The sequence below is a fragment of the Cellulomonas sp. P5_C5 genome, assembly GCF_054049655.1.
In genome coordinates this window covers 39,600-64,121 of sequence record NZ_JBFULY010000010.1, presented here as the reverse complement: position 1 = coordinate 64,121, position 24,522 = coordinate 39,600, and the positions used below count along the sequence as shown (strand labels likewise).

Genomic DNA, 24,522 nt, shown 5'->3' with positions numbered 1-24,522 from the left:
CGTGACCGGTCCGGTTGACTGTCCGGATGCCGACGCGCCTGACCGTCCTGTTCTTCGGTGACTCGTTCGTCGCCGGTGTGGGCGACCCGTCCGGTCTCGGCTGGACGGGTCGCCTCGCCGCAGGACCTCGACCGCGGGACCTGGACCTGACCGTGTACCCGCTCGGCATCCGTCGGAACACGTCCGTCGACGTGCTCGCCCGCTGGGAGGCGGAGACGGTCGCGCGGATCCCCGACGCGGGCCGGGTGGGCCTGGTGCTCGCCTTCGGGGTGAACGACTCGACCGACGACGGTGGCGGGCACCGTCGTGTCCCGGTCGCCGACTCGGTGGCGAGCCTGCGGGCCATCGTGACGCGCGCGTCGTCGCTCGGACTTGCCACCCTCGTCGTCGGGCCGCCCCCGATCGCGGACCCGCAGACCAACGACCGCATCGTCGAGCTCGACGCCCTGCTGACCGACGCGGCGCGCACCCTCCAGGTGCCGGTGGTGCCTGTGGTGCGCGACCTCCTGGCCGACGAGGTGTGGATGTCCGAGGTCCGCGCCGGCGACGGGGCTCACCCGGGCGCGCGCGGGTACGCCGCGCTCGCGGACCTGGTGCGGCCGCACTGGGAGGCGTGGGTCGCGGGCGATGGTCGGGACATCTCGGGACCCGGTCCTCTCCACGGCCTGGAGCGGGCTCGCCAGTAGGTTGGCCCGATGTCCTTCCGTGTCCGCCCCGCCCTGCCGGCCGACGTCCGCGCCATCCGCGCGCTCGTCGAGCCGTACGCCGCCGAGCGCATCCTGCTGGCCAAGGAGTGGGTCGGGTACTACGAGGCGGTGCAGGAGTTCCTGGTCGTCGAGGCCGAGGACGGCACCGTCACCGGGTGCGGCGCGCTGCACGTCATGTGGCAGGACCTCGCCGAGATCCGCACCCTCGCGGTCGACCGGACCTGGCGGGGCACCGGCATCGGCCACGCGCTGCTCGACGCCCTGCTGGAGCGCGCCGGAGAGCTGGGCCTGCGCCGGGTCTTCTGCCTGACGTTCGAGGTCGCGTTCTTCGAGTCGCACGGGTTCCACGTCATCGAGGGGACTCCCGTGACGCCCGACGTGTACCTGGAGCTGCTGCGGTCGCACGACGACGGGGTCGCCGAGTTCCTGGACCTCGCCCGCGTGAAGCCGAACACCCTGGGCAACACGCGGATGCTCATCGAGCTGGGCTGAGCCTGCGTCCTTCGGCCACGATGCCCCAAGCTCAGCGCTCAGGACCGCAACCCGGAAATCGGTAGGTCCGCTCGGGCACGCTTGCCGGGTGAGCACCTACCTGGCGACCGACCGCCTCGCCCAGCGCCCCTTCACCCCCGACGAGGCCGACCTGCTCACCAGGTCACGTTCCCGTACAAGCCCTTCGTCACCGGCGCGTCAGGGTTCAGCATCTGCATGATCCCTGCCGCGCAGAACTCCTCGGCCGGCGCCCTCCTCGGCGACTTCTACACCAAGAACAGGGTCCTCCACGGCGAAGGGTTCCTCGTGGGTTTCAACGACTAGCAGAAAGGCGGTCGCGCATGGCTCTGCCAGTTCGGGTTGAGGTGAACTTCCACCATTTCCGTATCGCTGCCGGGACGTTTGAGGAAGAACCCATGCAGACGCCGGCGGTGAGTCTGATCTTCGAGCCGCTGCGCACCCGCGCATCGGTTCTGTCAGGCATCGCGAGCGGACCGGTGCTGGTCGAGTGCCAGGCGTTGTTGGAACCGCCCGCGCAGGTTCCGGACGAATGGGAGGACGTCGCAGAGGTGTCGCTGGTCGTCGGTCCGTTCCCGCTGGTTGTTCTCGGCTGGGCTGACGACCCGGAGCCCGACCGCTTGGACGCGGCAGGGCCCGGTACCTATCGGGTGCGCGCTCACGCGATCGGACGCGACACGTTGTGGGATGTGGCGGTGGACGAGCCGGTGGAGCGGTTTCTCGTCCAGGCGTGGCCAGCACCGCATGAGCCGCCGCGCACGTTGCGGGCCACGAGCGAGCGGGCGAAGTCCGAGACACGAGGAGCATGAGACGGTGGAACGTGCCCCGACTGCACGTCCTGTCCGGGCCCTCGGCGACCACCGCAGGGGCCGGCGGGCTGTCCGGGCACGCACCACGACCGTGCCGCCGAGCGTCGCGCTGCGGAGGTGAGGGTTACGGTGCGTCCATGCGTACGTCTTCGACTGCCGTGCTCACCGTCGCCATCGCCGGTGCCGTGCTCGCGGGCGCGGCAGGATGCGCCTCCCAGCGTGGTGTGACGGGCTCAGCCGTGTCCCCCGAGACGTCGATGGCGACGCAGACCACGACACCCGGCGAGCGCATTGTCACAATCGTGAAGGACCCCCAGGCGGCGGCGGTGGAGGCCTATCAGCGGTTCGTGGACACCCAGGCAGCAGCCCAGAGCGGCAACCTCGACCCGGCGCAGTTCGAGGGCGTCGCCACGGGCCAGATCGTCGAGGACACCTTGGCCCAGGCCCGCGACCTGCAGGCCGCCGGTTACCTCATCCCCGAAGGTGGTGCCGCCTTCACCGGTCACATGGTCATCCTCGACGGTCAGACCGCGACCGTCGCTGCGTGCGTCGACCAATCCGGTTGGGGCGTTGAGCTAGGGCGGGTAGCGCCCCAGCAAGTTCTTTGGCAGCCGCTCGCCCTGCGAGTTGCCGCGCACGGCGACGAGTGGATTGTGACCGAGACGGCCCCCACACCGGCAGACCTGGCCTGCTGACTCGGCTTCCTCAGACGGTCGACCGATCTCGAGCGTCCAGTCGGACTCACGCCCGCACACCGAGCTTGACGAGAGGTGGCGACGGCGCTGCTGGGCAAGGCGTTCTCGGAGCTCGACGTGCGGGTGGTCTGGGGCGCGACGTCGGCCCGGAACCTGCGTCTCGCAGAAGGTGATGGAGAAGGTCGGGATGACCGTCACGGAGACCCTGCCGACCCCGGAGGACATGCTCGGCGTCGAGGACTCCGAGCTCGGCGGGTTCCGGTACGAGATCACCCAGGAGCGTTGGGCGAGCGGTCAGGACGCCAGCCGGTAGGTCGGTGGGTCGTCGTCGCTCACGGCCGGGTCGCGGGTGACCAGACCGTCGGCGACCAGGCCGTCGACGCAGCGCGCCAGCTGGCGGGCGTCCGGCCACACTGCGTCGACGGCCGCTGCGGGCACCGGACCGAGCGCGTCGCGCAGCAGGGCCATCACGCGGCCGCGCACCTGCCGGTCGGTGCCGGTGAACGCCTGGACCTTCCGGCGGCCGGCGTGCTCGTCGGCGGGACGGCCCGCCGCGTACCAGGCGCACACGGCCTGCACGGGGCAGGCGTCGCAGCGCGGGGACCGAGCGGTGCACACCAGCGCGCCGAGCTCCATCGACGCCGCCGCCCACCGGGCAGCGGTCGCGTCGTCGTCGGGGACGTACCGGGTGGCGCGACGGACCTCGCCGACCGTCTGGCTCGGTGCGGGCAGCGCGACCCCGTCGACCGTGCGGGCCAGCACGCGGCGGACGTTGGTGTCGAGCACCACCGACCGGCGGCCGTACGCGAACGCCAGCACCGCGGCAGCCGTGTACGACCCGACCCCGGGCAGGGCCAGCAGCTCGGGTTCCGACGAGGGGACGACCCCGTCGTGGCGCTCGACGACGGTGCGCGCGCACTCCTGCAGCCGCAGTGCGCGCCGCGGGTAGCCCAGCCGGTCCCACGCCCGCAGCACGTCCGCCGTCGAGGCGGACGCCAGGTCGGCGGGCGTCGGCCAGCGGGCCATCCACGACCGCCACGCCGGCTCCACCCGGACCACCGGCGTCTGCTGGAGCATCACCTCGCTGACCAGCACGCCCCACGCGGTCCGGTCCGCCGCCCGCCACGGCAGGTCGCGAGCGTGCACCCCGAACCAGGCGAGCACCGGCTCGCGCAGCTCGGCGGGGGTCGGCGGCACCGCAGCATCCTGCCTCACCTGGTGAGCAGGTTCTCGTCAGCTGACCTCGACCGCGGCACCGTCAGCCTGTTCCTCGCCGCCGGGTCCGAGGTCGTCGCCCGGCCGAAGGACGACCGCGCCGTCGTCCGTCTCGCTCTCTGAGCGTGCCCGCGCGTCGGCCGGGCGGGTCGGCGAACCTTGCACCTACGGTGGTCGCGCCGCGAGGTCCCGCGGCGCCCGCACTGGAGGATGCATGAGCGACTCACGACGTCTGCCCGCCCGTGTCTACTGGGTGCGTCGCTTCGTGGTGCTCGGGATCCCGCTGATCATCATCGCGGTCGTCGTCTGGCTGTTCGTGCGACCCGACGCCGGAGAGAGCCCGGCCGCTCAGGACGACACGTCGTCCGCACCGGTCGAGGAGACCACCGAGCCGGAGCCGAGCGACATGACGTGCGATCCCGCGGCGGTCGCCATCGCGATGACCGCGGACGCCGCCTCGTTCGCGCCGGGAGCCAGCGCGACGTTCACCGTCTCGATCACCAACACCGGCGCGGAGGCGTGCCTGGTCGACGCGGGCGAGGCGCAGCGCGAGATCGTCATCACGTCCGGCACCGACCGGGTGTGGTCCAACCGCGACTGCATCGTGCCCGGCACCGAGACCCGCACGCTGCTGCTCGCCGGCGGTGGGTCCGACACGACACCGTTCGCCTGGAACCGGATCCGCTCCGCGGAGGGCTGCCCCCCGGACCTGCCCGTCCCCGGCGCCGGCACCTACTCCGCGCAGCTCACCCTCGCCGGGGTGGCCGCACCGGCGGCGGTCTTCGGACTGGGCTGAGGCAGGGGCGACCGGGCTGGTCGTCTCGCTCGCTGGGCTAGACGTACCGCTCGAGGATGCTGGACTCCGCGAGCCGGGACAGCCCCTCGCGCACGGCCCGGGCGCGCTGCTCGCCGACGCCGTCGACGGCCATGAGGTCCTCGATCCCGGCCGCGAGGAGCTTCTGGAGCCCGCCGAAGTGCGCGACCAGACGGTCGACGATCGCACCCGGCAGCCGCGGGACCTTGGACAGCAGGCGGTAGCCGCGAGGACCGGCGGCCGCGTCGAGCGCGTCGCCCCCGCCCGGCAGGCCCAGGACGCTGGCGATGCGCGCGTTGTCGAGCAGCTCGGTCGAGTCCAGCTCGGCCAGCTCGTCGAGGACGGAGTCGACCTCACGGCGGCTGGTGTCCACGTAGTCGCGGATGATGAGCGCGCGGTCCGAGCCGATGCCGCCCACCAGCTCGTCGAGCTGCAGGGTCAGCAGGCGGCCGTCGGTACCGAGCTCGACGACGTAGCCCTCGATCTCCTCGGAGATGCGGCGGACCATCTCGAGGCGCTGCACCACGGCAGACACGTCGCGGACCGTGACCAGGTCCTCGATCTCCAGCGCGGACAGGGTGCCGCTGACCTCGTCGAGCCGCGACTTGTACCGCTCGAGGGTGGCCAGGGCCTGGTTGGCGCGGGACAGGATGGTGGTCGAGTCCTCGATGACGTGCCGCTGCCCGCCGACGTACAGCGCGATGATCCGCATCGACGCCGAGACGGAGACCACCGGAAGACCGGTCTGCTTGGCGACACGCTCCGCGGTGCGGTGCCGGGTGCCGGACTCGGACGTCTCGATGGTGACGTCGGGCAGGAGCTGCACGGCCGCGCGCAGGATGCGGGAGATCCCCGCGTCGACCACGACGGCGCCGTCCATCTTGGCCAGCTCCCGCAGGCGCGTGGCGGAGAACTCGACATCCAGGACGAAGCCGCCCGAGCAGATGCTCTCGACCGTCTGGTCGAAGCCGAGGACGATCAGGGCGCCCGTGCGACCCCGCAGGATCCGCTCCAAGCCGTCACGAAGCTCGCCGCCGGGGGCGACGGCGGCGAGGGTCGACCTCAGGAGGTCGTCGGGAGCGTGCGAGTGGGGCACCGTTGCATGGTAACGACGGGGACCGACGTCGGTGGCCGCGACCCGCATGCCGGACCCGTTCGCCATGACGTGTTCGCCCGTTCGACACGGTTCACGTGCGCGTCACGGACTCGCTGGAGGAGCCGTGCTGTCCCGGACCACCAGGTCGACCAGGATGCGGTGCTGTTCCGGCGCCGGGGCCAGGCCCGCGCGGGAGCGGCTGATCGACGCCGTCAGCGCCGCGGCCGCCGCCTTGCCCTTGGCGACGAAGTCCTGCTGGACCGTGGTGAGCGTCGGTCGCACCCGCTGGGCCAGGGGGGAGTCGTCGAAGCCGACGACCGACAGGTCCTCCGGCATCCGCAGGCCCAGCTCCTCGGCGGCCTTCACGATCGCCGCCGCCATGAGGTCGGAGAAGCACAGGATCGCGGTCGGGCGGTCGTCGCCCGCGAGCAGCAGGCGCGCACCCTCCGACACGTACGGCTCGCTGTTGTCGCGGACCTCCATGACGACGGGGGTCACCCCGGCATCGGCCAGAGCGTCGATCCACCCCGCCTGGCGCTCGCGGGCGACGTACCCGGACCCGGCCGCGGCGGCGTCGGGCGCGAACGCCGCACGCACCCGCGGGTTCATGGTGAGGATGCCGATCCGGCGATGCCCGAGGTCCAGGAGGTGCCGGGCGCCGAGCCGGGCTCCGTGCTGCTCGTCGAGGAGCACGCTGGACGCCCCGGCGAGGGGTGCGCTGTCGATGAAGACCAGCGGCAGCCGACGCTTCACCAGCCAGTCGACCGCCGGGTAGTCGCCCGCGCAGCCGTACACGAGGGCGCCGTCCATCGGGATGTCGCGCGCGGGGATGGTGTCCTCGGAGCTGGTGGACGGCAGCAGCACCACCGCCATGCCCGTGGGCGCGAGCCCCTCGGCGGCGGCCCCGAAGAACGCCGCGGCGATGGGGTCGAGGAACGCGGTCCCGATCGACTCGGTGAGCAGCACGCCGACCGCACCGGTGGTCCCGCGGGCCAGCGCCCGGGCCGACGGGTCGGGTCCGACGTAGCCGAGGTCGTCCGCCGCCGCGAGGATCGTGCGGCGCATCTCCGCGGAGAGCTGGTCGGGGCGGGAGAACGCGTTGGACACGGTCATCCTGCTCACGCCGACGCGGTCCGCGATCGTCTGCAGCGTCACCCGGGACACGACGACACCACCCTGTTCCGCACCATGCGGGACAGGGTAGGTGGCCGAGGCCCCTCTCGGAGGGGTGAACGTCGTCATCGGGCCGGGTGACCGACCTCGCAGGTGCTCGTCGGGGCGACCGCGTCGGCCAAGGAGTGCAGTGCTCCGGCGAGCGTGCGTCGGGTCCGGGGTGCGCGCGACCGACGCACACGCTGCGGCTGCGTGGCCTCGGGCTCGACCGGCGCCCAGGGCCGAGCGCTTTCGGCCTCGTGCCGCGCGGCGGTCACTCCGAAGAGCAGCCCGAACTGGGGGGTGTCCATCGACATCAGCTTCTCCTGTCGGCTCGTTCTTCTGTACCGCTAAAGTAACCCCCGTTCTCTGTACCGGTCAAGAGGAAATGCGGGCCGCCCCGGACTTCAGCTCGCGATGCCGTCGCACTGGGGCGGACGCGGTCGAACCCGACATGGGTGTCGTGAACGAGGGTGATGGCGGTAGCCATGTCGGGTTCGGCGGGCGGCTGCGGACGAGACCAGCGCCGACCGCGGTCTGTATCGCTATGGACCGCGGGCGCGTGGGTCCGCGACCCGCGGCCGACGGTGCACCACCAGGCCGGCCGGGATCACGGCGCCGAGGTTCGCGGCTGTCAGGGCCGCGGACGGGGGTGGCGTGGGTCAGCGACCCGCCGCCGCCGACGCCAGGTCCGGCACGAGGCCGGCCGCGGTGACGGCTTCGCCGAGGTCCGCCGCCGTCAGGACGGTCAGGCCCGCGGGCGGGGTCGCGCCGTCGAGCGCGCCCGCGGGGACGATCGCGCGCGTGAACCCGAGCCGCGCCGCCTCGGCCAGCCGGCGGCCGACACCGGACACGGTCCGGATCTCCCCGGCCAGCCCGACCTCGCCGATCGCGACCAGCCCGCGGGGCAGCGGCACGTTCTCGCGGGAGCTCACCGCGGCGAGCGCGAGCGCCAGGTCCGCGCCGGGCTCCATGACGCGGGCACCGCCGATGGTCGACACGTAGACGTCCTGGTCCGCCAGCCGCGCCCCGAGCCGGCGCTGCAGCACGGCGAGCACCATCGCGAGCCGGCTGCTGTCGACACCGCTCGTGGTCCGTCGCGGGTTGGGCACGGCACTGGGCGCGACGAGCGACTGCACCTCGACGACGAGCGGTCGCCGGCCCTCCAGCGTCACGGTCAGGCAGGTGCCCGGTACCGCGTGCAGGGCCTGGGAGATGAAAAGGCCGCTGGGGTCGGCCAGCCCGACGATCCCGGTCTCGGACAGGTCGAAGCAGCCGACCTCGTCGGTGGGGCCGTAGCGGTTCTTGGTGGCGCGCAGCATGCGCAGGCGCGAGTGCCGCTCGCCCTCGAACTGGCAGACGACGTCCACCAGGTGCTCGAGCGTCCGGGGGCCGGCCACCGAGCCGTCCTTGGTGACGTGCCCGATGAGCACGACGGGCAGGTCCCGGGACTTGGCGGCCTGGATCACCGCGCTGGCCACCTCCCGGACCTGGGACACGCCGCCGGCGGTCCCCTCGACCTGCGCGGACGCGATGGTCTGGATCGAGTCGAGCACCAGCAGGTCGGGGTCGACGAGCTCGATGTGCCCGAGCACCGTGCCCAGGTCGGTCTCGGCGGTGAGCAGCAGGCGCGGGTCGAGCGCGTGGATGCGGCCGGCCCGCAGGCGCACCTGGGCGGCGGACTCCTCGCCGGTCACGTAGAGGACCTTGCGCCCGGTCCGGGCGCCGCGCGCGGCGACGTCGAGCAGCAGGGTCGACTTGCCGACCCCCGGCTCGCCGGCCAGCAGCACCACCGCGCCGGGCACGAGCCCGCCGCCGAGCACCCGGTCCAGCTCGTCGACCCCGGTGGGACGGGCGCGCGCCGTCTCGATGTCGATCTGGTCGATCGGGCGGGCCGGGGAGCGTGTCGGGGAGGTGGCGACCGTGCGCGGTGCGCCGCCGCCGGGGCCGGTGTCCTCGACGACCGACCCCCACTGCTGGCACTCGCCGCACCGGCCCACCCACTTGCTCGCGGTCCAGCCGCACTCCGTGCAGCGGAAGGCCGGGCGAGCGCTGCGGTCGGGCCGCTTGGAGGAGGTCGTGGTCACGCGCCGCACGGTAGCCGCAGGCTCCGACACGACCCTCTTGCGCCACGGCTGAACGAGTGTTTAGTGTAGTGAACGTGCGTTCAGAGGATCTCACCGCCCGCGCCCGCATCCGGGACGCCGCCGTCGCACGCTTCGGCCGCGACGGGTTCCGCGCGCCCGTGCGGGCGATCGCCGAGGACGCCGGCGTGAGCGCCGCACTCGTGATCCACCACTTCGGCTCCAAGGACGCCCTGCGCGCCGAGTGCGACGAGCACGTCCTGCGGGTCATCCGCGAGGAGAAGTCGTCGGCGATCGCGGAGAAGTCGCCGGCCGAGACGATCGGGATGCTGGCGCGCGTGCAGGAGTACGCACCCCTGTTCGCCTACATCGTCCGCAGCCTCATGGACGGCGGGGCGGTCGCGGCGCACTTCGTCGACGGGTTGATGGACGACGCGGCGGATTACCTGGAGGCCGGCGAGGCGGCGGGCACGGTCCGCGGCTCGTCCGACCCCCGCGGGCGGGCGCGTCAGGTCGTCGCCGCGCAGGTGGGTCTCATCGTGATGGCCCAGCTGGACGCGGCGGCGGGCCGGGGCGTCGCGCCGACGGACGACCCGGGCGCGGCCATCGACGAGCTCACCAGCCGCACCATGCTCGCCGGCCTCGAGCTCTACACGCACGGCCTCTTCACCGACAGCAGATACCTCGACGCCTACCAGCACTTTCAGCAGGACAAGGAGAAGTCATGACCGACGCCATCGCGGTCAGCGGACTCGTCAAGTCGTTCGGCGCCAAGCGCGCGCTCGACGGGTTCGACCTCACCGTCCGCACGGGGGAGGTGCACGGCTTCCTCGGCCCCAACGGCGCGGGCAAGTCGACCACCATCCGCGTGCTGCTCGGGCTCCTGCGCGCCGACTCCGGTGACGTGCAGCTGCTCGGCGGCGACCCGTGGCGCGACGCCGTCGCCCTGCACCGCCGGCTGGCCTACGTGCCGGGCGAGGTCAACCTGTGGCCCAACCTGTCCGGCGGCGAGTCGATCGACGTGCTCGGGCGCCTGCGAGGCGGGCTGGACCCGGCACGTCGCGACGCCCTCATCGAGCGGTTCGAGCTCGACCCGCGCATCAAGGGCCGCGCCTACTCGAAGGGCAACCGGCAGAAGGTCGCGCTCGTCGCGGCGCTCGCGGCGGACGTCGAGCTGCTGCTCATGGACGAGCCGACCAGCGGCCTGGACCCCCTCATGGAGGCGGTGTTCCAGCAGGTCGTGCAGGAGGCCGCCGCCGACGGCCGGACCGTGCTGCTGTCCAGCCACATCCTGGCCGAGGTCGAGGCGCTGTGCCGGCGCGTGACGATCATCCGGCAGGGTCGCGCGGTGCAGAGCGGGTCGCTGGAGGAGCTGCGCAGCCTCACGCGCACCACGGTCACGGCCGGGCTCCGCGACGCCGACGAGGCCGAGCGCGCCCTGACCGCGCTCGACGGCGTGCACCACGTGCAGCGCGACGACGGCCACCTGACCGTCGACGTCGACACGGCCTCGCTCAACGACGTGCTGGCGCGGCTGACCGGGTTCGGTGTCCGTTCGCTGACCGCCCATCCGCCGACCCTGGAGGACCTGTTCCTGCGCGAGTACAGCGAGGAGCTGGCCACCCTGGGTGTCCACGAGGAGTCGCGATGAGTACCGCCACCGACACCGAACTCGCGGGCACCCGCGGGCTGGTCCGGGTCGCACTGCGGCTCGACCGCTGGCGCACGACGATCTGGGCCGTCGCGATCGCCGGGCTCACGCAGGTGTCGGTCAGCGGGCTGTCGCAGGTCTACTCCACGCCCGAGGCGCTGGCCGGGCGCGCGCAGCTGATCTCGTCGCCCGCGGCGACCGCGCTGGCCGGTCCCGGGTACGGGCTCGACGACTACACGGTCGGCGCGATGACGGCCAACGAGCTGGGCCTCTGGCTCATGATCCCGGTCGCGATCATGGCTCTGCTGACCGTGACGCGGCACCTGCGGGCCGCCGAGGAGGACGGGCGGCTCGAGCTCGTGCGGTCCGCACCCGTGGGTCGCGACGCGCCCGTGGTCGCCGGGCTGGTCGCGGCCGTCGTCGCGACGGTGGTCGTCGGCGGACTGACGTTCCTCGCGCTCCTGACCACGGGGCTCGACCCGGTCGGCTCGCTCGCGCTCACCGGTGGCATCGTCATGGTCGGGCTCGTGTTCGCCGGCATCTCCGCGGTCGCCTCGCAGCTCACCGCGCACGCGCGGGCGGCCAGCTCGCTCGGCATGGCCGCGCTCGGGGTCGCGTTCCTGCTCCGGGCGGTCGGCGACGTGCGCGGCCCGGAGAGCACGAGCGTGCTCACGTGGCTGTCCCCGTTCGGGTGGGCGCAGGCGACGCGCGCGTACGTCGACGAGCGGTTCTGGCCGCTCGCGATCGGCGTCGTCGTCGCGGCGGTCCTCGTGGCCGTGGCGTTCTGGCTCGTCGGCCGGCGCGACCTGGGCACCGGGCTGCTCGCCGAGCGGCTCGGCCGGCCGGGGGCGTCGGCACGCCTGTCGGGGATGGCCGCGCTGACGCTGCGGCGGCAGTCCGGCGCGATCCTCTCGTGGGGCGTCGGGATCGTCGTGATGGGGGTGTTCATCGGGCTCCTGGCGGGTGAGATCGTCGACTTCGTGGCCGACGAGCCCCAGCTCGCGCAGATGTTCCCGACCGGCCCCAACGGCGCCGCGGCGTCGGCCTTCGCGCTCTACACCGTGTTCCTCGCGGTCATGGCGGGTGCGTACGCGGCGACCGCCGTGAACGCGGCACGCACGGAGGAGAACGCCACGCGAGGTGCCCTCGTGCTGGCCGGACCCGTGTCGCGGGTGCGCTGGCTGGGCTCGCAGGTGGGCGTCGCAGCGGTCGCTGCGGTGGTGATCATGCTGGTCACGGGACTGCTGATGGGGCTGACCGCGACCGCGTCCCTGGGCGAGCGCTCCGTCGCGCAGCTGGTCGGCGCGACCGCGGTGACCCTCCCCGCGGTCGGGATCATGCTCGGAGTCGCGGTCGTCGTGATGGGCGTCGCGCCCCGCGCGTTCGGGCTGGTCTGGGCCTACGTCACGTACGTCGGCGTCGTCGGGCTGTTCGCGGCGCTCCTGCCGGACGGCTCCGACGTCCTGTCGCCGTTCACGTACACACCGCAGCTGCCCGCCGAGGCGATGGACTGGCCGCCCGTGCTCGTGCTCGCCGCCGTCGCCGTCGCGCTCAACGCCGCGGGGCTCGCCGCGTTCCGGCGGCGTGACGTGACCGGCTGACTTCGCTCGGTAGGCTGCGGGGCGTCCGGCGAGGGTTCGGGCGACGTGATGCAAGGGGGAGCCCCGATGAGCGACACCGACCGTCCTGGCCCTGAGCGGCCGGCCGGCCCGTCGACGCCACCGATCTCGAACTGGCAGGCGATGCAGCCGAAGCCTCCGACAGCGTCGATCCCGGCCGCCACGCCCGGCATCCCGGCGGCGTTCGCCGCGCACGCGGCTCCGCAGGACCCTGCCCCGGCTGAGCCGAACCAGGCACCGGCGGACCCTTCGGCGGCGTCCGGCCGGCCCAGGTGGCTGATCCCCGGGATCATCGGGGTCGTCGTGCTCGTGGTCGCCGCGATCGTCATCGGCATCGTCGTCAGCTCCGGCGACGAGACGGCCGACGGGTCACCGGCCGTCGCGACGACGATCCTGCTGCCCTCGCCCACCCCGACCGTCGAGCCGGTCGCCCGCACCGCGACCAGCGCCTTCGCCGTCGCGCTGCCGACGAGCGTGCTCCAGTACGCACTCGCGACGTCGGCCCCGGACGCCGAGTGGCAGGCCGCGGGCGCGGTCGAGGCGTACACCGAGACCTATACCGACGGCGGCTCCGGCACCGTGACCGTCCGCTCCGGCCAGTGGGAGACGAACGAGGAGGCCAACGCGTTCGCCGCGACCCTGTTCGCCGCCCTGCCGGTCGCGCCCTCCCCGTCGGCGTCGCCGAGCGGCCCGGCGCTGCCGCAGACCGGCGAGGTCACGGCGGCCGGCGCCGTCGCGGGCACCTACTCCATCGCCGACGCCGGCGACGGGACGGGTGTCGCGGTGTGGACCAACGGCACCACGGTCTTCCAGGTGACCGCCCCGGTCGAGGACATCGTCAACGTCTACAACGCGTTCCCGCTCTGACGCAGGGCGGCCAGCTGCCGTCGGTAGGCGCCCGGCGTGGTCCCCGTCGACGCACGGAAGTCGCTCGTGAGGTGCGCCTGGTCGGCGTAGCCGAGCTGCACGGCGATCGCCGCCAGGTCCTCGTCGCCGTGCACCGCGACCGCTCGCGCGGCCTCCTGCAGCCGGATCCGTCGGGCCGCTTGCTTGGGGCCGATGCCGATGGTCGCGGACAGCGCGCGCTGGATCGTGCGCTCGCTGACCGCGAGGTGCTCCGCGAGGGGTGTGCCAGTCCGGCGGTGCGCGCGTGCGCGCAGCTCGTCGAGGACCCGGTTGGCCAGCAGGTGTGACGGTGGCGGCGGGTGCGCGCGGAGGCGTTCGGCGATGAGCCGGTCGGCCACGCGCGCACGGTCCTCCGGCGTCCGCGCGACCGCGATGCCGGCCAGGAGGGTGCGCAGCCCGTCGTCGACGCCTGCGGTCAGCGGGGTCGTCGTGTCGGCGAGGTCGCGCGGTCGCAGCGAGCCGAGCACCGCGAGCCCCGCGGGCCGCAGCCGGACGGCGAAGACGTCACCGGACCCGGCGATGCGCCGCCGCCACGCCCGGCGGTGCAGGCCGGTGACGACGAGGTGGGCGGGGACGTCACCGGTCTCGACCGTGAGCGTGACCGCCGGCAGGTCGACGATCGTCTGGTCGACGACCTCGTCCTGGTCCAGGTGCCAGCGCACGTGCCAGTACGTGTCGACGACGTCGTGGACGGCCGGGTCGGGGGCGATCCACCGCGCGGCGTAGCGGGTCAGGTTCTCCGGGTGGAGCACGCCCGAGGTCTCGTCGGCTCGGATGCGCATGCCCCACGATCGCGGTGGGTGTCGCGTTTCTCCAAGACCCCACCGCCGGCCGGTGCCGACGATGGCACCCGTGACCACCACCGTGACCGACCTCAGCTGGCTCGCGATCGCCGTCGCGACCCTCGCCTACTACCTGCTCGGCGCCCTGTGGTTCACGCCGCTGTTCGGCGCGGCCTGGGACGCCGCCATCGGGCACACGAGGGTGCGCGGTGAGCGCTTCTCCGCCGCGTACTACGTGGTTCCGCTGGTCAGCAGCCTGCTGGTCACGGTCGCGATGGCGGTCCTCGTCGACGCTGCCGGGATCGAGAGGTCGAGGGACGCGCTCGTCCTCGGGCTCGTCGTCGGCCTCGGCGTGGCCCTGGCCGTGTCCGTGAACAACGCCCTGACCCCGCACACCCCGCACCCGTTCCGCCTGGGGCTCATCACGGGCGGCTATCACGTCGTCGGCATCGTGGCGGTGACGCTGATCGTCACGGTGACCGGCTAGCAGCGGGTCAGCTGGCCTCGATGATCGACAGGACGTTGCCGCCCGGGTCCGTGAACCAGGCGATCAGCGGGCCACCGCCGCGGAACACGAAGTCGTCGTCGGTCTCGGTGGGCGTGCCCGCGTACTTCTCGAACGCCACCCCGCGCTCGCGGAGCTCCGCGACCGTGCCGGGCACGTCCTCGACCGGGAAGTTCAGCACCGTGTAGCCGGCGGGCTCGTGCGCGGGGCCCTTCGGATAGACCAGGACCTCATGGCCGCTCTCGAAGCGCAGGAAGAGCATCCCGTTCTCCTCGGAGACGTCGAGCCCGAGCACGTCGGCGTAGAACGCCCGCGTGGCCGGCACGTCGTCGGTCGAGAACCCGCTGAACGCCTTGCTGAGATCCGCCATGACCACTCCCCGGAGACATCGTCGCAACCCGTCCAGGTTCCCCTGCCCACCGCCCCGCTGCCACCGGACGTCCGAGGAAGCGAGCGCGGGGGCGACCAGATCCTCGGACGTTGCGCACCGTCGGCACGGGACGTCCGAGGAAGTGAGCGCCCCAGCGACCGGATGCTCGGACGTTACGGGGTGAGCGGTGCGGCGGGGAGGGTGACCGTGAACGTGGTGCCCGGGCCGCTCGACACCGTGATGGTGCCGCCGTGGGCCGTGACGACGGCGTGCACGATCGCGAGGCCCAGGCCGGTGGACCCGGTGGCGCTGTTGCGGGAGGCGTCGCCGCGGGTGAACCGCTGGAACAGGCTCTCGCGCAGGGCGGGCGGGATGCCGGGACCGTCGTCGGCCACCTGCAGGACGACCCGGTCGCCGGTGCGACGGACGCGGACCGTCACGGCGGTGCCGGCGGGGGTGTGCAGCCGGGCGTTGGACAGCAGGTTGGCCAGCACCTGGCGCAGGCGGTGGTCGTCGCCGAGCACGAGGGCGTCCTCGAGGTGGTCCTCCGACGGCAGGTCGAGGCGCCAGTCGTGGTCGGGGCCGGCGGCGTGCGCGTCGGTGACGGCGTCGATGGCGAGCACGGTGAGGTCGACGGGCTCGGACGCCAGCGGTCGGCCGGCGTCCAGGCGGGCGAGCAGCAGCATGTCCTCGAGCAGGGCGGTCATCCGCTCGGACTCGGACTCCACGCGGGACATGGCCTGCAGCGCGCTGACGGGCACCTCGTCGGGGGAGCGGCGGACCAGCTCGGCGTACCCGCGGATGGAGGCCAGCGGGGTGCGCAGCTCGTGGCTGGCGTCGGCGACGAACTGGCGCACCTGCGACTCGGACTCGTGCCGCGCACCCAGCGCCTGCTCGACGTGCCCGAGCAGCTTGTTCAGCGCGGCACCCACCTGCCCGACCTCGGTGGCGGGGTCGGTGTCCCGGGCGGGCACGCGGTCGGCGAGGACCACCTCGCCGCGGTCGAGGGGGAGCCGGGCGACCCGGTTGGCGGTGCCGACGACGCGGTCGAGGGGGCGCAGCTCGCGGCGCACGAGCACCATGCCGGCGGCCGCGGCGACCAGCAGGGCGAGCGCGGCGACGACCACCTCGACGGCGACGAACGCGGTGACGGTGCTGGTCAGGGACGCCCTGGGCAGGGCGGTCACGTCGGTGGTGCCGTCGGGGGAGACGCTGGCGACCGCCCGGTAGCCGCCCAGGTCGGACAGCACGATCGAGACGGGCTGCCCGTCCGTCGGCACGGCGAGCAGCTGCGCGGTCTGCGTCTCGTCGAGGGCGACCAGGTTGCCGTCGTCGTCGACGTAGCCCGCCTGCAGCGCGGTGAGGTCCGCGGGGTCGGCGCCGTCGGGAAGCTGGACGCTGACGGTGCCGGCGTCCTGCCCGGGCCGGAAGGTGCCGGTCGGCGGCGCGGGAACCTCGTCCTCCGCCTGCCCGGCGAAGGCGCCGCCGACCTGGCGCACGGGGCCCTCGACGGTGCGTCGGTGCGCGGCCGTGACCTTCTCGTCGAGCTGCGTGGTCAGCGAGCTCTGCAGCGCGAGGGTGGACAGCGTCCCCATGGCGGCGGCCACGACCGCGACGAGCGCGACGACGACCAGGACGAGGCGGCGGCGCAGGGTCCAGCGACCCACGATCAGACGGACGGCTTGAGCACGTACCCGACGCCGCGCAGGGTGTGCAGCATCGGGGTGCGGCCCTTGTCGATCTTGCGCCGCAGGTAGGACACGTAGAGCTCGACGATGTTGGCCTGGCCGCCGAAGTCGTACTGCCAGACGCGGTCCAGGATCTGGGCCTTGGACAGCACCCGCTTCGGGTTGCGCATGAAGTACCGGAGCAGCTCGAACTCGGTGGCGGTGAGGCGGATGTCCTCGCCGCCGCGGGTGACCTCGTGGCTGTCCTCGTCCATGGTGAGGTCGCCGACGACGAGCGTGGCCTCCTCGCGGGACGAGACCGCACCGGTGCGGCGCAGGAGGGCGCGCAGGCGCGCGACGACCTCCTCGAGGCTGAACGGCTTGGTGACGTAGTCGTCGCCACCGGCCGTCAGGCCCGCGATCCGGTCCTCGACCGCGTCCTTGGCGGTGAGGAACAGGACGGGGACGTTCGGGTGGGTGGTGCGGACGCGGCGGAGCACGTCGATGCCGGACAGGTCGGGGAGCATGACGTCGAGCACGATGACGTCGGGGTCCAGCGCCTTGGCGGCTCGGACGGCGGCGTGGCCGGTGAGCGCGTGGTCCACCTGCCAGCCCTCGTAGCGCAGGGCGGTGGACAGGAGCTCGGCGAGGGTCGGCTCGTCGTCGACCACGAGAGCGCGGACGGGGGAACCGTCGGCGCGGGCCAGAACCTCCGGGCGACGGGTGGTGGTCGTTGTCATGCGCCCAGGGTCGATCCGCTACCTGACGTCAGCCTGGAGCGAGCCTGTGAATCTGCTGAGTGCGGTCAGACCAGGGGGTGCGGTCGTCCGGTGCCCAGGAGCGCGGCGGTCAGGATCGCCTCGATGGCGAACTTCGTGGCGGCCGGCAGGTCGACGCCGTCGTCGAGCAGCCACTGCACCTGCAGGCCGTCCATGACGCCGATGATCGCGCTCGCGGCGCAGGCGGCCACGTCGTCGGGCACGTCGCCGCCGCCGACCTCGAGGATCGCCGCCGTGATCTCGCCGCGCAGGATGCTGAACCGGTTGGTGACCCAGCCGCGGGCCGGGTGGTCCTCGGTGACGGACTCGCCGGTGAGCACGGTGTACCCCTGGACGATGCCGCGCCGTTCGACGTTCATCCGGGCGGTGCGCACGAGGTGCTGGAACAGCTCGATGCCGTCGGGGATGTGCTGACCCTCGAGGTCCCGGACGTCCTCCTTGTCGCGGAACTCGAGCACCTCGACCAGCAGCGCCTCCTTGGAGCCGAAGTGGTGCAGGACGCCCGCGTGCGTGATGCCGACCTGCTCGGCGACCTCGGCGAGCGAGCCGTTCTTGTACCCCTTGGACCCGAAGGTGTGCGCGGCGGCCCGCAGGATCTCCGCGCGCCGTTCGGTGGTGGCCTGGCGGGGCTGCCGGGCGCGGCGCTTCGGCGCTGCGGCGGGGGGAACGGCGTCGTCCATGAGCGAACCTTACTGCGATCGTCGAAGTTACTGACAAGTCAGTAAGCGAGACCAAACCGTGATCTACAACTTACTGACACGTCAGTAAGTTGTGCGTAGATTCGCCGCAGAAGACGACGACGTCTGATCGGAGATCGCGCGGTGCCCCTCATCCAGATGACAGACCTCACTGCCCTCGCGGCTGCCCTCAGCCTCGAGGACAAGGTGCGCCTGGTCGTCGGCGCCGGCCTGTGGTCCACCGCCGCGATCCCGCACATCGGTCTGCGCGCCATGCACGTCTCCGACGGCCCCGCCGGCGTCCGCGGCGTCTCCGACTCCACGGACGAGACCTCCGCCTCGTTCCCCGCCCCCAGCGCGCTCGCCGCGACGTGGGACGTCGACCTCGCCGACGAGGTGGGGCACGTGTTCGCCGCCGAGGCCCGCCGGCACGGCGTCGACGTCGTGCTCGCCCCGCAGGTCAACCTGCAGCGCACGCCCGTCGGCGGCCGGCACTTCGAGTGCTACTCCGAGGACCCGCTGCTCACCGGCGCGATCGCCGTGCACGTGGTCCGCTCCGCGCAGGACCGCGGCGTCGGCATGTGCGTCAAGCACTTCGTCGCCAACGACTCCGAGACGCAGCGCACCACCTACCTCGCGCGCGTCGACGAGCGGACCCTGCGCGAGGTGTACCTGGCGCCGTTCGAGCAGCTGGTGCACGAGGCGCAGGCGTGGTCGGTCATGAGCGCGTACTCCGGGATCGACGACGGCACCACCGCCGCGACCGCCGCCGAGCACCGCCCGCTGCTCACCGGCGTGCTCAAGGACGAGTGGGGCTTCGACGGCGTCGTGATGAGCGACTGGGTGGCCACCACCTCCGTCGTCGCCTCCGCCGAGGGCGGCCTCGACCTGCAGATGCCCGGACCCGACGGGCCCTGGGGCGACGGGCTGCTCGACGCCGTCCGGTCCGGTGAGGTCAGCGAAGAGCTGCTCGACGCCAAGGTCCTGCGCCTGCTCCGGCTGGCGCAGCGCGTCGGCGCCCTCGACGGTGCCGAGCCCGCGGGCACCCAGCGCGACCGCGTCGCCGACGTCGACGTGCGCGGCGTGCTGCGTCGGCTGGTCTCCCGCTCGATGGTGGTGCTCCGCGACGACGAGCACGCCCTGCCCGTCGCGCCCGACGACGTCACCCGGATCGCGCTCCTCGGCCCGAACGCCGTGCACCCGTTCGTGCAGGGCGGCGGGTCCGCGTACGTGCGACCGGACCGCGCCACGACGCCCGAGGCCGCGCTGCGGGACGCGTTCGGCGAGGTCGAGGTCGACGTGCACCCCGGTGCCGTGTCCCGCCTGCTGCCGCCCGCGCTCGACCTGGCCGGCCGCTGCACCACCCCCGACGGCCACCCCGGCGCGCTCGGCGAGCTGGTCGACGCCGACGGGACCGTCCTGGTCACCACCGACGTCACCGACTGGCCCGGCTGGCTGCGCGAGGTGCCCGGCCCCGCCGTCGCGCTGCGCCTGCGGACGACCGTGCGGCTCGACGAGCCCGGTCGGCACGAGGTCGGCGTCGGCACCGTCGGGAAGCACCGGATCACGGTCGGCGGGCAGGTGCTCTCCACCAGCGACCACGTCGTCGGCGCCGAGGTCATCCTCGACTCCAGCGTCAACCAGCCCGTCCCCGCGACGCTCGTCATCGACGTGACCGAGCCGACGACCGTCGAGATCGATGCGCTCGTGCAGGCGGTCCACCCCGTCGGGTACGCCAGCTTCGCGCGCGCCGAGCTGGTGCACCGCGTCCCCGGCACCTCCCCGGACGAGCTGCTCGCGGTCGCCGTCGAGGCGGCCGCCGCGGCCGACCTGGCGATCGTGGTCGTCGGCACCAACGAGGAGATCGAGTCCGAGGGGTACGACCGCACGAGCCTCGCGCTGCCGGGCTCCCAGGACCAGCTGGTCAAGGCGACGCTGGCCGCGAACCCGCGCACGATCGTCGTCGTCAACGCCGGCGCCCCCGTGCTGCTGCCGTGGCTCGACGAGGTGCCGTGCGTCCTGTGGGCGTGGCTCGGCGGCCAGGAGTGGCCCGACGCGCTCGCCGACGTGCTGACCGGGATCACCGAGCCCACCGGCCGCCTGCCGTGGACGCTGCCCGCGCACGAGTCCGACGTGCCCGTGCCCGACGCGGTCCCCGTCGACGGCGTCATCGAGTACCACGAGGGCGTCCACGTGGGGTACCGCTCGTGGCTCCGGCTCGACCGCACCCCCGCCGCGCCGTTCGGGCACGGGCTCGGCTGGACCACCTGGGAGTACCAGACGGTGTCCCACTCGGTGGCGGCGGACGGCTCGGTCGTCCTGGACGTCCGGGTCCGCAACACCGGTGCCCGTGACGGTCGCGAGGTCGTCCAGGTCTACGTCGAGCCGCCCGCTCCGGACGAGTCCCGTCCCGTGCGCTGGCTCGGCGGGTTCGCCGTCGTGCACGCCACCGCCGGCGCGCACGCAGATGTCCAGGTCCGGGTGGACGCCAAGGCGTTCCGCACCTGGGACAGCGCACTGCCCGGCTGGGTCACCCCGGCCGGTACCTACCCGATCCGCGTCGGCCGCTCGTCGAGCGACCTGCGCCTCAGCGTCGACGTGGCCGTGCTCAGTCCCTCGTCGACATAGGCACGGCCCCCGCAAGTCCCGGTCCGGCGTGATCCGCAGTCTCGTCGGACCGGCTCGACCAGCAGTTTCCGCATCAGTGCAAGGAGGCACTCGTGAGAATCCGCAAGCTCTCGACGGTCGTCGCTACGGCGGCCACCCTCGCGTTGCTCGCCACCGCCTGCTCCGGCGGCGGCGGTTCCAGCGACGACAGCACCGGGAGCGCCGACGGCGTCTCGGACAAGATCCTGACCATCGGCATGCCCAACGGCCCGCAGCAGCCGAACCAGAACCCGCTCGCGACAGGCTCTGCGTCGCTCTCGCTCGGGTACGCGTTCGCGGTCTACGAGTCGCTCATGCAGGTCAACGAGCTCAAGCCGACGGACCCCCCGACGCCGTGGCTCGCAGAGTCGGTCGAGTGGAACCCGGACTCGACGCAGGCCGTCATCACGGCCCGTGAGGGTGTGAAGTGGACCGACGGGACCGACTTCACGGCCGACGACATCGCGTTCTCGATCCAGCTCCGCAAGGACAACAAGGAGCTGAACACCGACTTCCCCGACCAGTACGGCGACATCACGGTCGACGGCAACAAGGTCACGGTGAACTTCGAGTCCGGCCAGTACGTCAACCGCGACAAGCTGCTCAAGCTCCTCATCGTGCCCAAGCACCTGTGGGAGAACGAGGACCCGGTGTCGTGGACCGACGACGCGATGATCGGCACCGGCCCGTTCAAGCTCAAGAGCTTCACGCCGCAGGCCGTGACCCTCGAGCCGAACACCGACTACTGGGGCGAGACCCCGAAGGTCGGCACCCTCCGGTACGACACGTTCAACGACAACGCCGGCCTGACCACGGCGCTCACCACCGGTGAGGCGCAGTGGGGCTGGACGTTCATCCCGGACTTCGAGAACACGTTCATCGCCAAGGACCCGGAGCACTTCCACCAGGTCGCGGGCGGCGGGTTCGGCGTCGACGTCCTCTACCTGAACAACGAGACCAAGCCGTTCGACGACGTGGCGTTCCGCAAGGCGCTGAACATGGTCGTGGACCGCTCGGACATCTCGGCGACCGCCGGCTACGGCGTGTGGCCGCAGATCAAGAGCGTGACCGGGCTGCCCCAGCCGTCGGGCGACGCGTTCATCTCGGACGCGTACCTCGACCAGGAGCTCACGGTCGACGTCGACGGTGCCAAGGAGGTCCTCACGGAGGCCGGCTACACCTGGGACGGCGACGCGCTGGTCGACCCCGACGGCGAGAAGGTCACCTTCAAGCTCCAGAACCCGACGGGCTGGACCGACTACCTGGACGCGCTCGGCATCATCAGCGAGGGCGCAGCCGCCCTCGGTGCCGAGGCCACCGTCGAGGGCGTCGTCCAGGACACCTGGTTCAACGACATCATCCCGTTCGGCAACTTCCAGGCGACCCTGCACTGGACCGACGGGGGCAGCACGCCGTGGAACATGTACTCCAACATCATGGACGGCGCGTCCTACGTGCCGCTCGGTGAGTCGGCGACGTGGAACTTCGGCCGCTACAAGAACGACGCCGTCACCGACGCGCTGGCCGACTTCAAGGCAGGGACGGACGACAACGCCCGCTCCGCCGCCCTGGACGTCGTCCAGAAGGCCTTCGTCGAGGACGTCCCCGGCCTCGTCATCTGGTCCCGTCCCGCCGTCGCGCAGTACTCGACGGTCAACTACACGGGCTTCCCCACCGATGACGACCCGTACGCGAACCCGCAGCCGACGGGTCCGCAGGCCGCTCTGATCCTGTCGAAGCTCGTTCCGACGGAGGACTGAGATGAGGGGTGCGGCCCGCACCCGACCCCCAAGGTGACCCGATGTCAGAAGACCAGCCTGTCCTGCAGGCGATCGACCTCCGCAAGCACTTCCCGGTGCGCGGCACCCGCGCCCGCAAGGTCGTGCACGCCGTGGACGACGTCAACCTCGAGCTGTACCGCGGCCGCGTGGTCGCGCTGGTGGGGGAGTCGGGCTCCGGCAAGTCCACGATCGCCCGGCTGCTCGCGCAGCTCATGCCCGTGACGGGCGGGCAGATCCTGCTGCACGGCGAGGACGCCACGGCGAAGAACCGCACGGCGTTCCACCGGTACGTGCGCAAGGTGCAGATGATCTTCCAGGACCCCTTCGGGTCCTTGAACCCCGTGCACACCGTCCGGTACACGCTCACGCGCAGCCTGAAGATCCACCGCGGTCGCCTGCGGGGCGTCGAGCTCGAGGCGGCCCTCGACGAGCTGCTGGACCGGGTCCAGCTGCGCCCGGCCGCCCGGTACATCGACAAGTTCCCGCACGAGCTGTCCGGCGGTCAGCGCCAGCGTGTCGCCATCGCCCGCGCGCTCGCGGCCGACCCCGAGGTGCTGCTGGCCGACGAGCCGATCTCGATGCTCGACGTGTCGATCCGCCTCGGCATCCTCAACCTGCTGCGCGACCTGCGGGACCGCCTGCAACTCGCGATCCTCTACATCACGCACGACATCGCGTCGGCCCGCTACTTCGCCGACCGGACGATGGTCATGTACGCCGGCCGGATCGTCGAGACGGGCGACTCCGAGTCGGTGACGCAGGACCCGAAGCACCCGTACACGCAGCTGCTGGTGCGCTCCGCGCCGGACCCGGACGACCTGGAGTCCCGCGCCCGCGGCGCCCGCGGCGAGGCGCCGAGCCTGGTGGCTCCGCCCAGCGGGTGCCGGTTCAACCCGCGCTGCCCGTTCGCCACCGACCTGTGCCGCGCCGAGGTGCCACCGCTGATCTCCGTCGGCGAGGGCCGGGAGGCCGCCTGCTGGGGCTACTCCGACCGTGAGGACCGCCCGTCGCTGGGCTCGGTGCTCGACGCGTACGGCGAGCGGCCCACCGTCGACGTCTCTGTGCTGGAGGGCGACCGATGAGGTTCTTCACCCGACGCATCGTCTTCTACGCGATCACCGCGTGGGCGGCGATCACCATCAACTTCTTCATCCCGCGGATCATGCCGGGCGACCCCGTGAGCGCCCTGATCGCCAAGAACCAGGGCCGGATCAGCCCCGACGCCGCCGAGGCGCTGCGGGCGCTGTTCGGGCTCGACGAGAACATGTCGCTGTGGGACCAGTACGTGGCGTACTGGAAGCTCCTGCTGCAGGGCGACCTCGGCACCTCGTTCACGTACATGGCCCCGGTGGCCGACGTGATCCGGCAGGCGCTGCCGTGGACCATCGGCCTGGTCGGCGTCGCGACGATCATCAGCTTCACCATCGGCACGCTCGTCGGCACCGGGATCGGCTGGCGCCGGGGGACGTGGATGGACGGGCTGCTGCCGCTGTCCACCTTCTTCTCGGCCGTGCCGTACTTCTGGCTCGCCCTGATCGCCATCTCGCTGTTCTCGGTGACGCTCGGCTGGTTCCCCGCCAGCGGCAGCTACGACCGCAGCATGGTGCCCACCCTGTCGTGGGAGTTCATCGGGTCCGTCATCTACTACGGGTTCCTGCCGGCCATGACGATCGTCGTGTCCTCGATCGCCGGCTGGATGCTCGGGATGCGCAACATGATGGTCACCGTGTCCTCCGAGGACTACGTGACGGTCGCGCAGGCCAAGGGCCTCAAGGAGCGCACCGTGATGATGGGCTACGCCGCCCGGAACGCGATCCTGCCGCAGGTGTCCAGCTTCGCGCTGTCGCTCGGCTTCATCGTCGGCGGCACCCTCGTCATGGAGATCGTCTTCTCCTACCAGGGCATCGGCTACTACCTGTTCAGCGCGGTGAACGCGAAGGACTACCCCCTGATGCAGGGGTGCTTCCTCGTGATCACGTTCGCCGTGCTGCTCGCCAACATGGCGGCCGACGTCGCCTACGGCGTGCTCGACCCCCGCACGCGTCAGGAGGGCTGAC

General features: G+C 72.5%; 25 protein-coding genes. 15 read left to right on the top strand and 10 right to left on the bottom strand.

Annotated elements, in window-relative coordinates:
- Positions 1-26: 26 nt before the first annotated feature.
- The 5 genes from ACXJKF_RS11210 (at position 27) to ACXJKF_RS11190 (ending at position 3,034) form a co-directional block, all read left to right on the top strand.
- The gene (locus ACXJKF_RS11210) at positions 27-686 is read left to right on the top strand and encodes a GDSL-type esterase/lipase family protein (RefSeq protein ID WP_456787796.1); all 660 of its coding nucleotides are present in this window, start codon (positions 27-29) and stop codon (positions 684-686) included.
- Positions 687-695: 9 nt separating this feature from the next.
- A complete protein-coding gene (locus tag ACXJKF_RS11205) occupies positions 696-1,199 on the top strand; it encodes an amino-acid N-acetyltransferase (protein WP_456787795.1) in 504 nt (167 codons plus the stop codon).
- Positions 1,200-1,540: 341 nt separating this feature from the next.
- On the top strand, positions 1,541-2,026 hold the full coding sequence (locus tag ACXJKF_RS11200; protein ID WP_456787794.1) for a hypothetical protein: 486 nt from the start codon (positions 1,541-1,543) through the stop codon (positions 2,024-2,026).
- A gap of 137 nt (positions 2,027-2,163) precedes the next feature.
- Positions 2,164-2,721: a hypothetical protein gene (locus tag ACXJKF_RS11195; protein WP_456787793.1), complete on the top strand. Its 558-nt coding sequence runs from the start codon at positions 2,164-2,166 to the stop codon at positions 2,719-2,721.
- Positions 2,722-2,908: 187 nt separating this feature from the next.
- Positions 2,909-3,034 (top strand): hypothetical protein, encoded by a 126-nt coding sequence (locus ACXJKF_RS11190; protein WP_456787792.1) that lies wholly within the window; start codon positions 2,909-2,911, stop codon positions 3,032-3,034.
- On the opposite strand, the gene ACXJKF_RS11185 is transcribed toward ACXJKF_RS11190, so the two are convergent.
- Positions 3,016-3,918, bottom strand: a complete 903-nt coding sequence (locus ACXJKF_RS11185) for an A/G-specific adenine glycosylase (protein ID WP_456787791.1) — start codon at positions 3,916-3,918, stop codon at positions 3,016-3,018. The two genes, ACXJKF_RS11190 and ACXJKF_RS11185, sit on opposite strands and share 19 nt — an antisense overlap.
- 232 nt (positions 3,919-4,150) lie before the next feature.
- Here ACXJKF_RS11185 and ACXJKF_RS11180 point away from each other — a divergent pair, with 232 nt between their 5' ends.
- A complete protein-coding gene (locus tag ACXJKF_RS11180; protein WP_456787790.1) occupies positions 4,151-4,732 on the top strand; it encodes a hypothetical protein in 582 nt (193 codons plus the stop codon).
- 37 nt (positions 4,733-4,769) lie between these two features.
- Here ACXJKF_RS11180 and disA read toward each other — a convergent pair whose 3' ends face one another.
- The 4 genes from disA to radA all read right to left on the bottom strand — a co-directional run bounded on the left by disA (position 4,770) and on the right by radA (position 9,085).
- Complete coding sequence (gene disA / locus ACXJKF_RS11175; protein WP_055916637.1) at positions 4,770-5,846, bottom strand: DNA integrity scanning diadenylate cyclase DisA; 1,077 nt, start codon at positions 5,844-5,846, stop codon at positions 4,770-4,772.
- 102 nt (positions 5,847-5,948) lie between these two features.
- Entirely contained in the window at positions 5,949-7,010 is a 1,062-nt protein-coding gene (locus ACXJKF_RS11170) for a LacI family DNA-binding transcriptional regulator (RefSeq protein ID WP_456787789.1), read from the bottom strand.
- A 74-nt stretch (positions 7,011-7,084) separates the two neighbouring features.
- The gene (locus ACXJKF_RS11165) at positions 7,085-7,309 is read right to left on the bottom strand and encodes a hypothetical protein (protein ID WP_456787788.1); all 225 of its coding nucleotides are present in this window, start codon (positions 7,307-7,309) and stop codon (positions 7,085-7,087) included.
- A gap of 351 nt (positions 7,310-7,660) precedes the next feature.
- Positions 7,661-9,085 carry a DNA repair protein RadA gene (radA, locus tag ACXJKF_RS11160; protein WP_456787787.1) on the bottom strand — a complete coding sequence of 475 codons (1,425 nt, stop codon included), beginning with the start codon at positions 9,083-9,085 and terminating at the stop codon, positions 7,661-7,663.
- 74 nt (positions 9,086-9,159) lie between these two features.
- On the opposite strand from radA, the gene ACXJKF_RS11155 reads away from it, so the two are divergent.
- From ACXJKF_RS11155 to ACXJKF_RS11140, 4 genes are all read left to right on the top strand, one after another.
- On the top strand, positions 9,160-9,810 hold the full coding sequence (locus tag ACXJKF_RS11155; RefSeq protein WP_456787786.1) for a TetR family transcriptional regulator: 651 nt from the start codon (positions 9,160-9,162) through the stop codon (positions 9,808-9,810).
- On the top strand, positions 9,807-10,733 hold the full coding sequence (locus ACXJKF_RS11150) for an ABC transporter ATP-binding protein (RefSeq protein ID WP_456787785.1): 927 nt from the start codon (positions 9,807-9,809) through the stop codon (positions 10,731-10,733). Before ACXJKF_RS11155 ends, ACXJKF_RS11150 begins: the two co-directional genes overlap by 4 nt.
- Positions 10,730-12,334: an ABC transporter permease gene (locus ACXJKF_RS11145; protein ID WP_456787784.1), complete on the top strand. Its 1,605-nt coding sequence runs from the start codon at positions 10,730-10,732 to the stop codon at positions 12,332-12,334. The genes ACXJKF_RS11150 and ACXJKF_RS11145 overlap by 4 nt, the downstream gene beginning before the upstream one ends.
- Before the next feature lie 66 nt (positions 12,335-12,400).
- Complete coding sequence (locus tag ACXJKF_RS11140) at positions 12,401-13,219, top strand: hypothetical protein (protein ID WP_456787783.1); 819 nt, start codon at positions 12,401-12,403, stop codon at positions 13,217-13,219.
- On the opposite strand, the gene ACXJKF_RS11135 is transcribed toward ACXJKF_RS11140, so the two are convergent.
- Positions 13,198-14,040 carry a helix-turn-helix domain-containing protein gene (locus ACXJKF_RS11135; RefSeq protein WP_456787782.1) on the bottom strand — a complete coding sequence of 281 codons (843 nt, stop codon included), beginning with the start codon at positions 14,038-14,040 and terminating at the stop codon, positions 13,198-13,200. The two genes, ACXJKF_RS11140 and ACXJKF_RS11135, sit on opposite strands and share 22 nt — an antisense overlap.
- 70 nt (positions 14,041-14,110) lie before the next feature.
- On the opposite strand from ACXJKF_RS11135, the gene ACXJKF_RS11130 reads away from it, so the two are divergent.
- Entirely contained in the window at positions 14,111-14,527 is a 417-nt protein-coding gene (locus tag ACXJKF_RS11130) for a DUF1761 domain-containing protein (protein WP_456787781.1), read from the top strand.
- A 7-nt stretch (positions 14,528-14,534) separates the two neighbouring features.
- On the opposite strand, the gene ACXJKF_RS11125 is transcribed toward ACXJKF_RS11130, so the two are convergent.
- The 4 genes from ACXJKF_RS11125 to ACXJKF_RS11110 all read right to left on the bottom strand — a co-directional run bounded on the left by ACXJKF_RS11125 (position 14,535) and on the right by ACXJKF_RS11110 (position 18,041).
- On the bottom strand, positions 14,535-14,915 hold the full coding sequence (locus ACXJKF_RS11125; RefSeq protein ID WP_456787780.1) for a VOC family protein: 381 nt from the start codon (positions 14,913-14,915) through the stop codon (positions 14,535-14,537).
- Between the two features lie 173 nt (positions 14,916-15,088).
- Positions 15,089-16,582, bottom strand: a complete 1,494-nt coding sequence (locus ACXJKF_RS11120; RefSeq protein ID WP_456787779.1) for a sensor histidine kinase — start codon at positions 16,580-16,582, stop codon at positions 15,089-15,091.
- A gap of 2 nt (positions 16,583-16,584) precedes the next feature.
- Positions 16,585-17,322 (bottom strand): response regulator transcription factor, encoded by a 738-nt coding sequence (locus ACXJKF_RS11115; protein WP_456787778.1) that lies wholly within the window; start codon positions 17,320-17,322, stop codon positions 16,585-16,587.
- A gap of 65 nt (positions 17,323-17,387) precedes the next feature.
- Positions 17,388-18,041, bottom strand: coding sequence for a TetR/AcrR family transcriptional regulator (locus ACXJKF_RS11110; protein ID WP_456787777.1), 654 nt, complete (start codon positions 18,039-18,041; stop codon positions 17,388-17,390).
- 156 nt (positions 18,042-18,197) lie between these two features.
- On the opposite strand from ACXJKF_RS11110, the gene ACXJKF_RS11105 reads away from it, so the two are divergent.
- From ACXJKF_RS11105 to ACXJKF_RS11090, 4 genes are all read left to right on the top strand, one after another.
- Entirely contained in the window at positions 18,198-20,666 is a 2,469-nt protein-coding gene (locus ACXJKF_RS11105; protein WP_456787776.1) for a beta-d-glucosidase, read from the top strand.
- A 92-nt stretch (positions 20,667-20,758) separates the two neighbouring features.
- A complete protein-coding gene (locus tag ACXJKF_RS11100; protein ID WP_456787775.1) occupies positions 20,759-22,444 on the top strand; it encodes an ABC transporter substrate-binding protein in 1,686 nt (561 codons plus the stop codon).
- Positions 22,445-22,485: 41 nt separating this feature from the next.
- Positions 22,486-23,547 carry an ABC transporter ATP-binding protein gene (locus ACXJKF_RS11095; RefSeq protein WP_456787774.1) on the top strand — a complete coding sequence of 354 codons (1,062 nt, stop codon included), beginning with the start codon at positions 22,486-22,488 and terminating at the stop codon, positions 23,545-23,547.
- Positions 23,544-24,521: an ABC transporter permease gene (locus tag ACXJKF_RS11090; RefSeq protein WP_456787773.1), complete on the top strand. Its 978-nt coding sequence runs from the start codon at positions 23,544-23,546 to the stop codon at positions 24,519-24,521. Before ACXJKF_RS11095 ends, ACXJKF_RS11090 begins: the two co-directional genes overlap by 4 nt.
- Position 24,522 lies beyond the last annotated feature (1 nt).

What these genes read in the sequence shown, in the direction of transcription:
- ACXJKF_RS11210 (WP_456787796.1), top strand. Translation starts at nt 27, where the DNA reads ATGCCGACGCGCCTGACCGTCCTGTTCTTCGGTGACTCGTTCGTCGCC.
- ACXJKF_RS11205 (WP_456787795.1), top strand. Translation starts at nt 696, where the DNA reads ATGTCCTTCCGTGTCCGCCCCGCCCTGCCGGCCGACGTCCGCGCCATC.
- ACXJKF_RS11200 (WP_456787794.1), top strand. Translation starts at nt 1,541, where the DNA reads ATGGCTCTGCCAGTTCGGGTTGAGGTGAACTTCCACCATTTCCGTATC.
- ACXJKF_RS11195 (WP_456787793.1), top strand. Translation starts at nt 2,164, where the DNA reads ATGCGTACGTCTTCGACTGCCGTGCTCACCGTCGCCATCGCCGGTGCC.
- ACXJKF_RS11190 (WP_456787792.1), top strand. Translation starts at nt 2,909, where the DNA reads ATGACCGTCACGGAGACCCTGCCGACCCCGGAGGACATGCTCGGCGTC.
- ACXJKF_RS11180 (WP_456787790.1), top strand. Translation starts at nt 4,151, where the DNA reads ATGAGCGACTCACGACGTCTGCCCGCCCGTGTCTACTGGGTGCGTCGC.
- ACXJKF_RS11165 (WP_456787788.1), bottom strand. Translation starts at nt 7,309, where the DNA reads ATGGACACCCCCCAGTTCGGGCTGCTCTTCGGAGTGACCGCCGCGCGG.
- ACXJKF_RS11150 (WP_456787785.1), top strand. Translation starts at nt 9,807, where the DNA reads ATGACCGACGCCATCGCGGTCAGCGGACTCGTCAAGTCGTTCGGCGCC.
- ACXJKF_RS11145 (WP_456787784.1), top strand. Translation starts at nt 10,730, where the DNA reads ATGAGTACCGCCACCGACACCGAACTCGCGGGCACCCGCGGGCTGGTC.
- ACXJKF_RS11140 (WP_456787783.1), top strand. Translation starts at nt 12,401, where the DNA reads ATGAGCGACACCGACCGTCCTGGCCCTGAGCGGCCGGCCGGCCCGTCG.
- ACXJKF_RS11135 (WP_456787782.1), bottom strand. Translation starts at nt 14,040, where the DNA reads ATGCGCATCCGAGCCGACGAGACCTCGGGCGTGCTCCACCCGGAGAAC.
- ACXJKF_RS11125 (WP_456787780.1), bottom strand. Translation starts at nt 14,915, where the DNA reads ATGGCGGATCTCAGCAAGGCGTTCAGCGGGTTCTCGACCGACGACGTG.
- ACXJKF_RS11115 (WP_456787778.1), bottom strand. Translation starts at nt 17,322, where the DNA reads ATGACAACGACCACCACCCGTCGCCCGGAGGTTCTGGCCCGCGCCGAC.
- ACXJKF_RS11110 (WP_456787777.1), bottom strand. Translation starts at nt 18,041, where the DNA reads ATGGACGACGCCGTTCCCCCCGCCGCAGCGCCGAAGCGCCGCGCCCGG.
- ACXJKF_RS11105 (WP_456787776.1), top strand. Translation starts at nt 18,198, where the DNA reads ATGACAGACCTCACTGCCCTCGCGGCTGCCCTCAGCCTCGAGGACAAG.
- ACXJKF_RS11095 (WP_456787774.1), top strand. Translation starts at nt 22,486, where the DNA reads ATGTCAGAAGACCAGCCTGTCCTGCAGGCGATCGACCTCCGCAAGCAC.
- ACXJKF_RS11090 (WP_456787773.1), top strand. Translation starts at nt 23,544, where the DNA reads ATGAGGTTCTTCACCCGACGCATCGTCTTCTACGCGATCACCGCGTGG.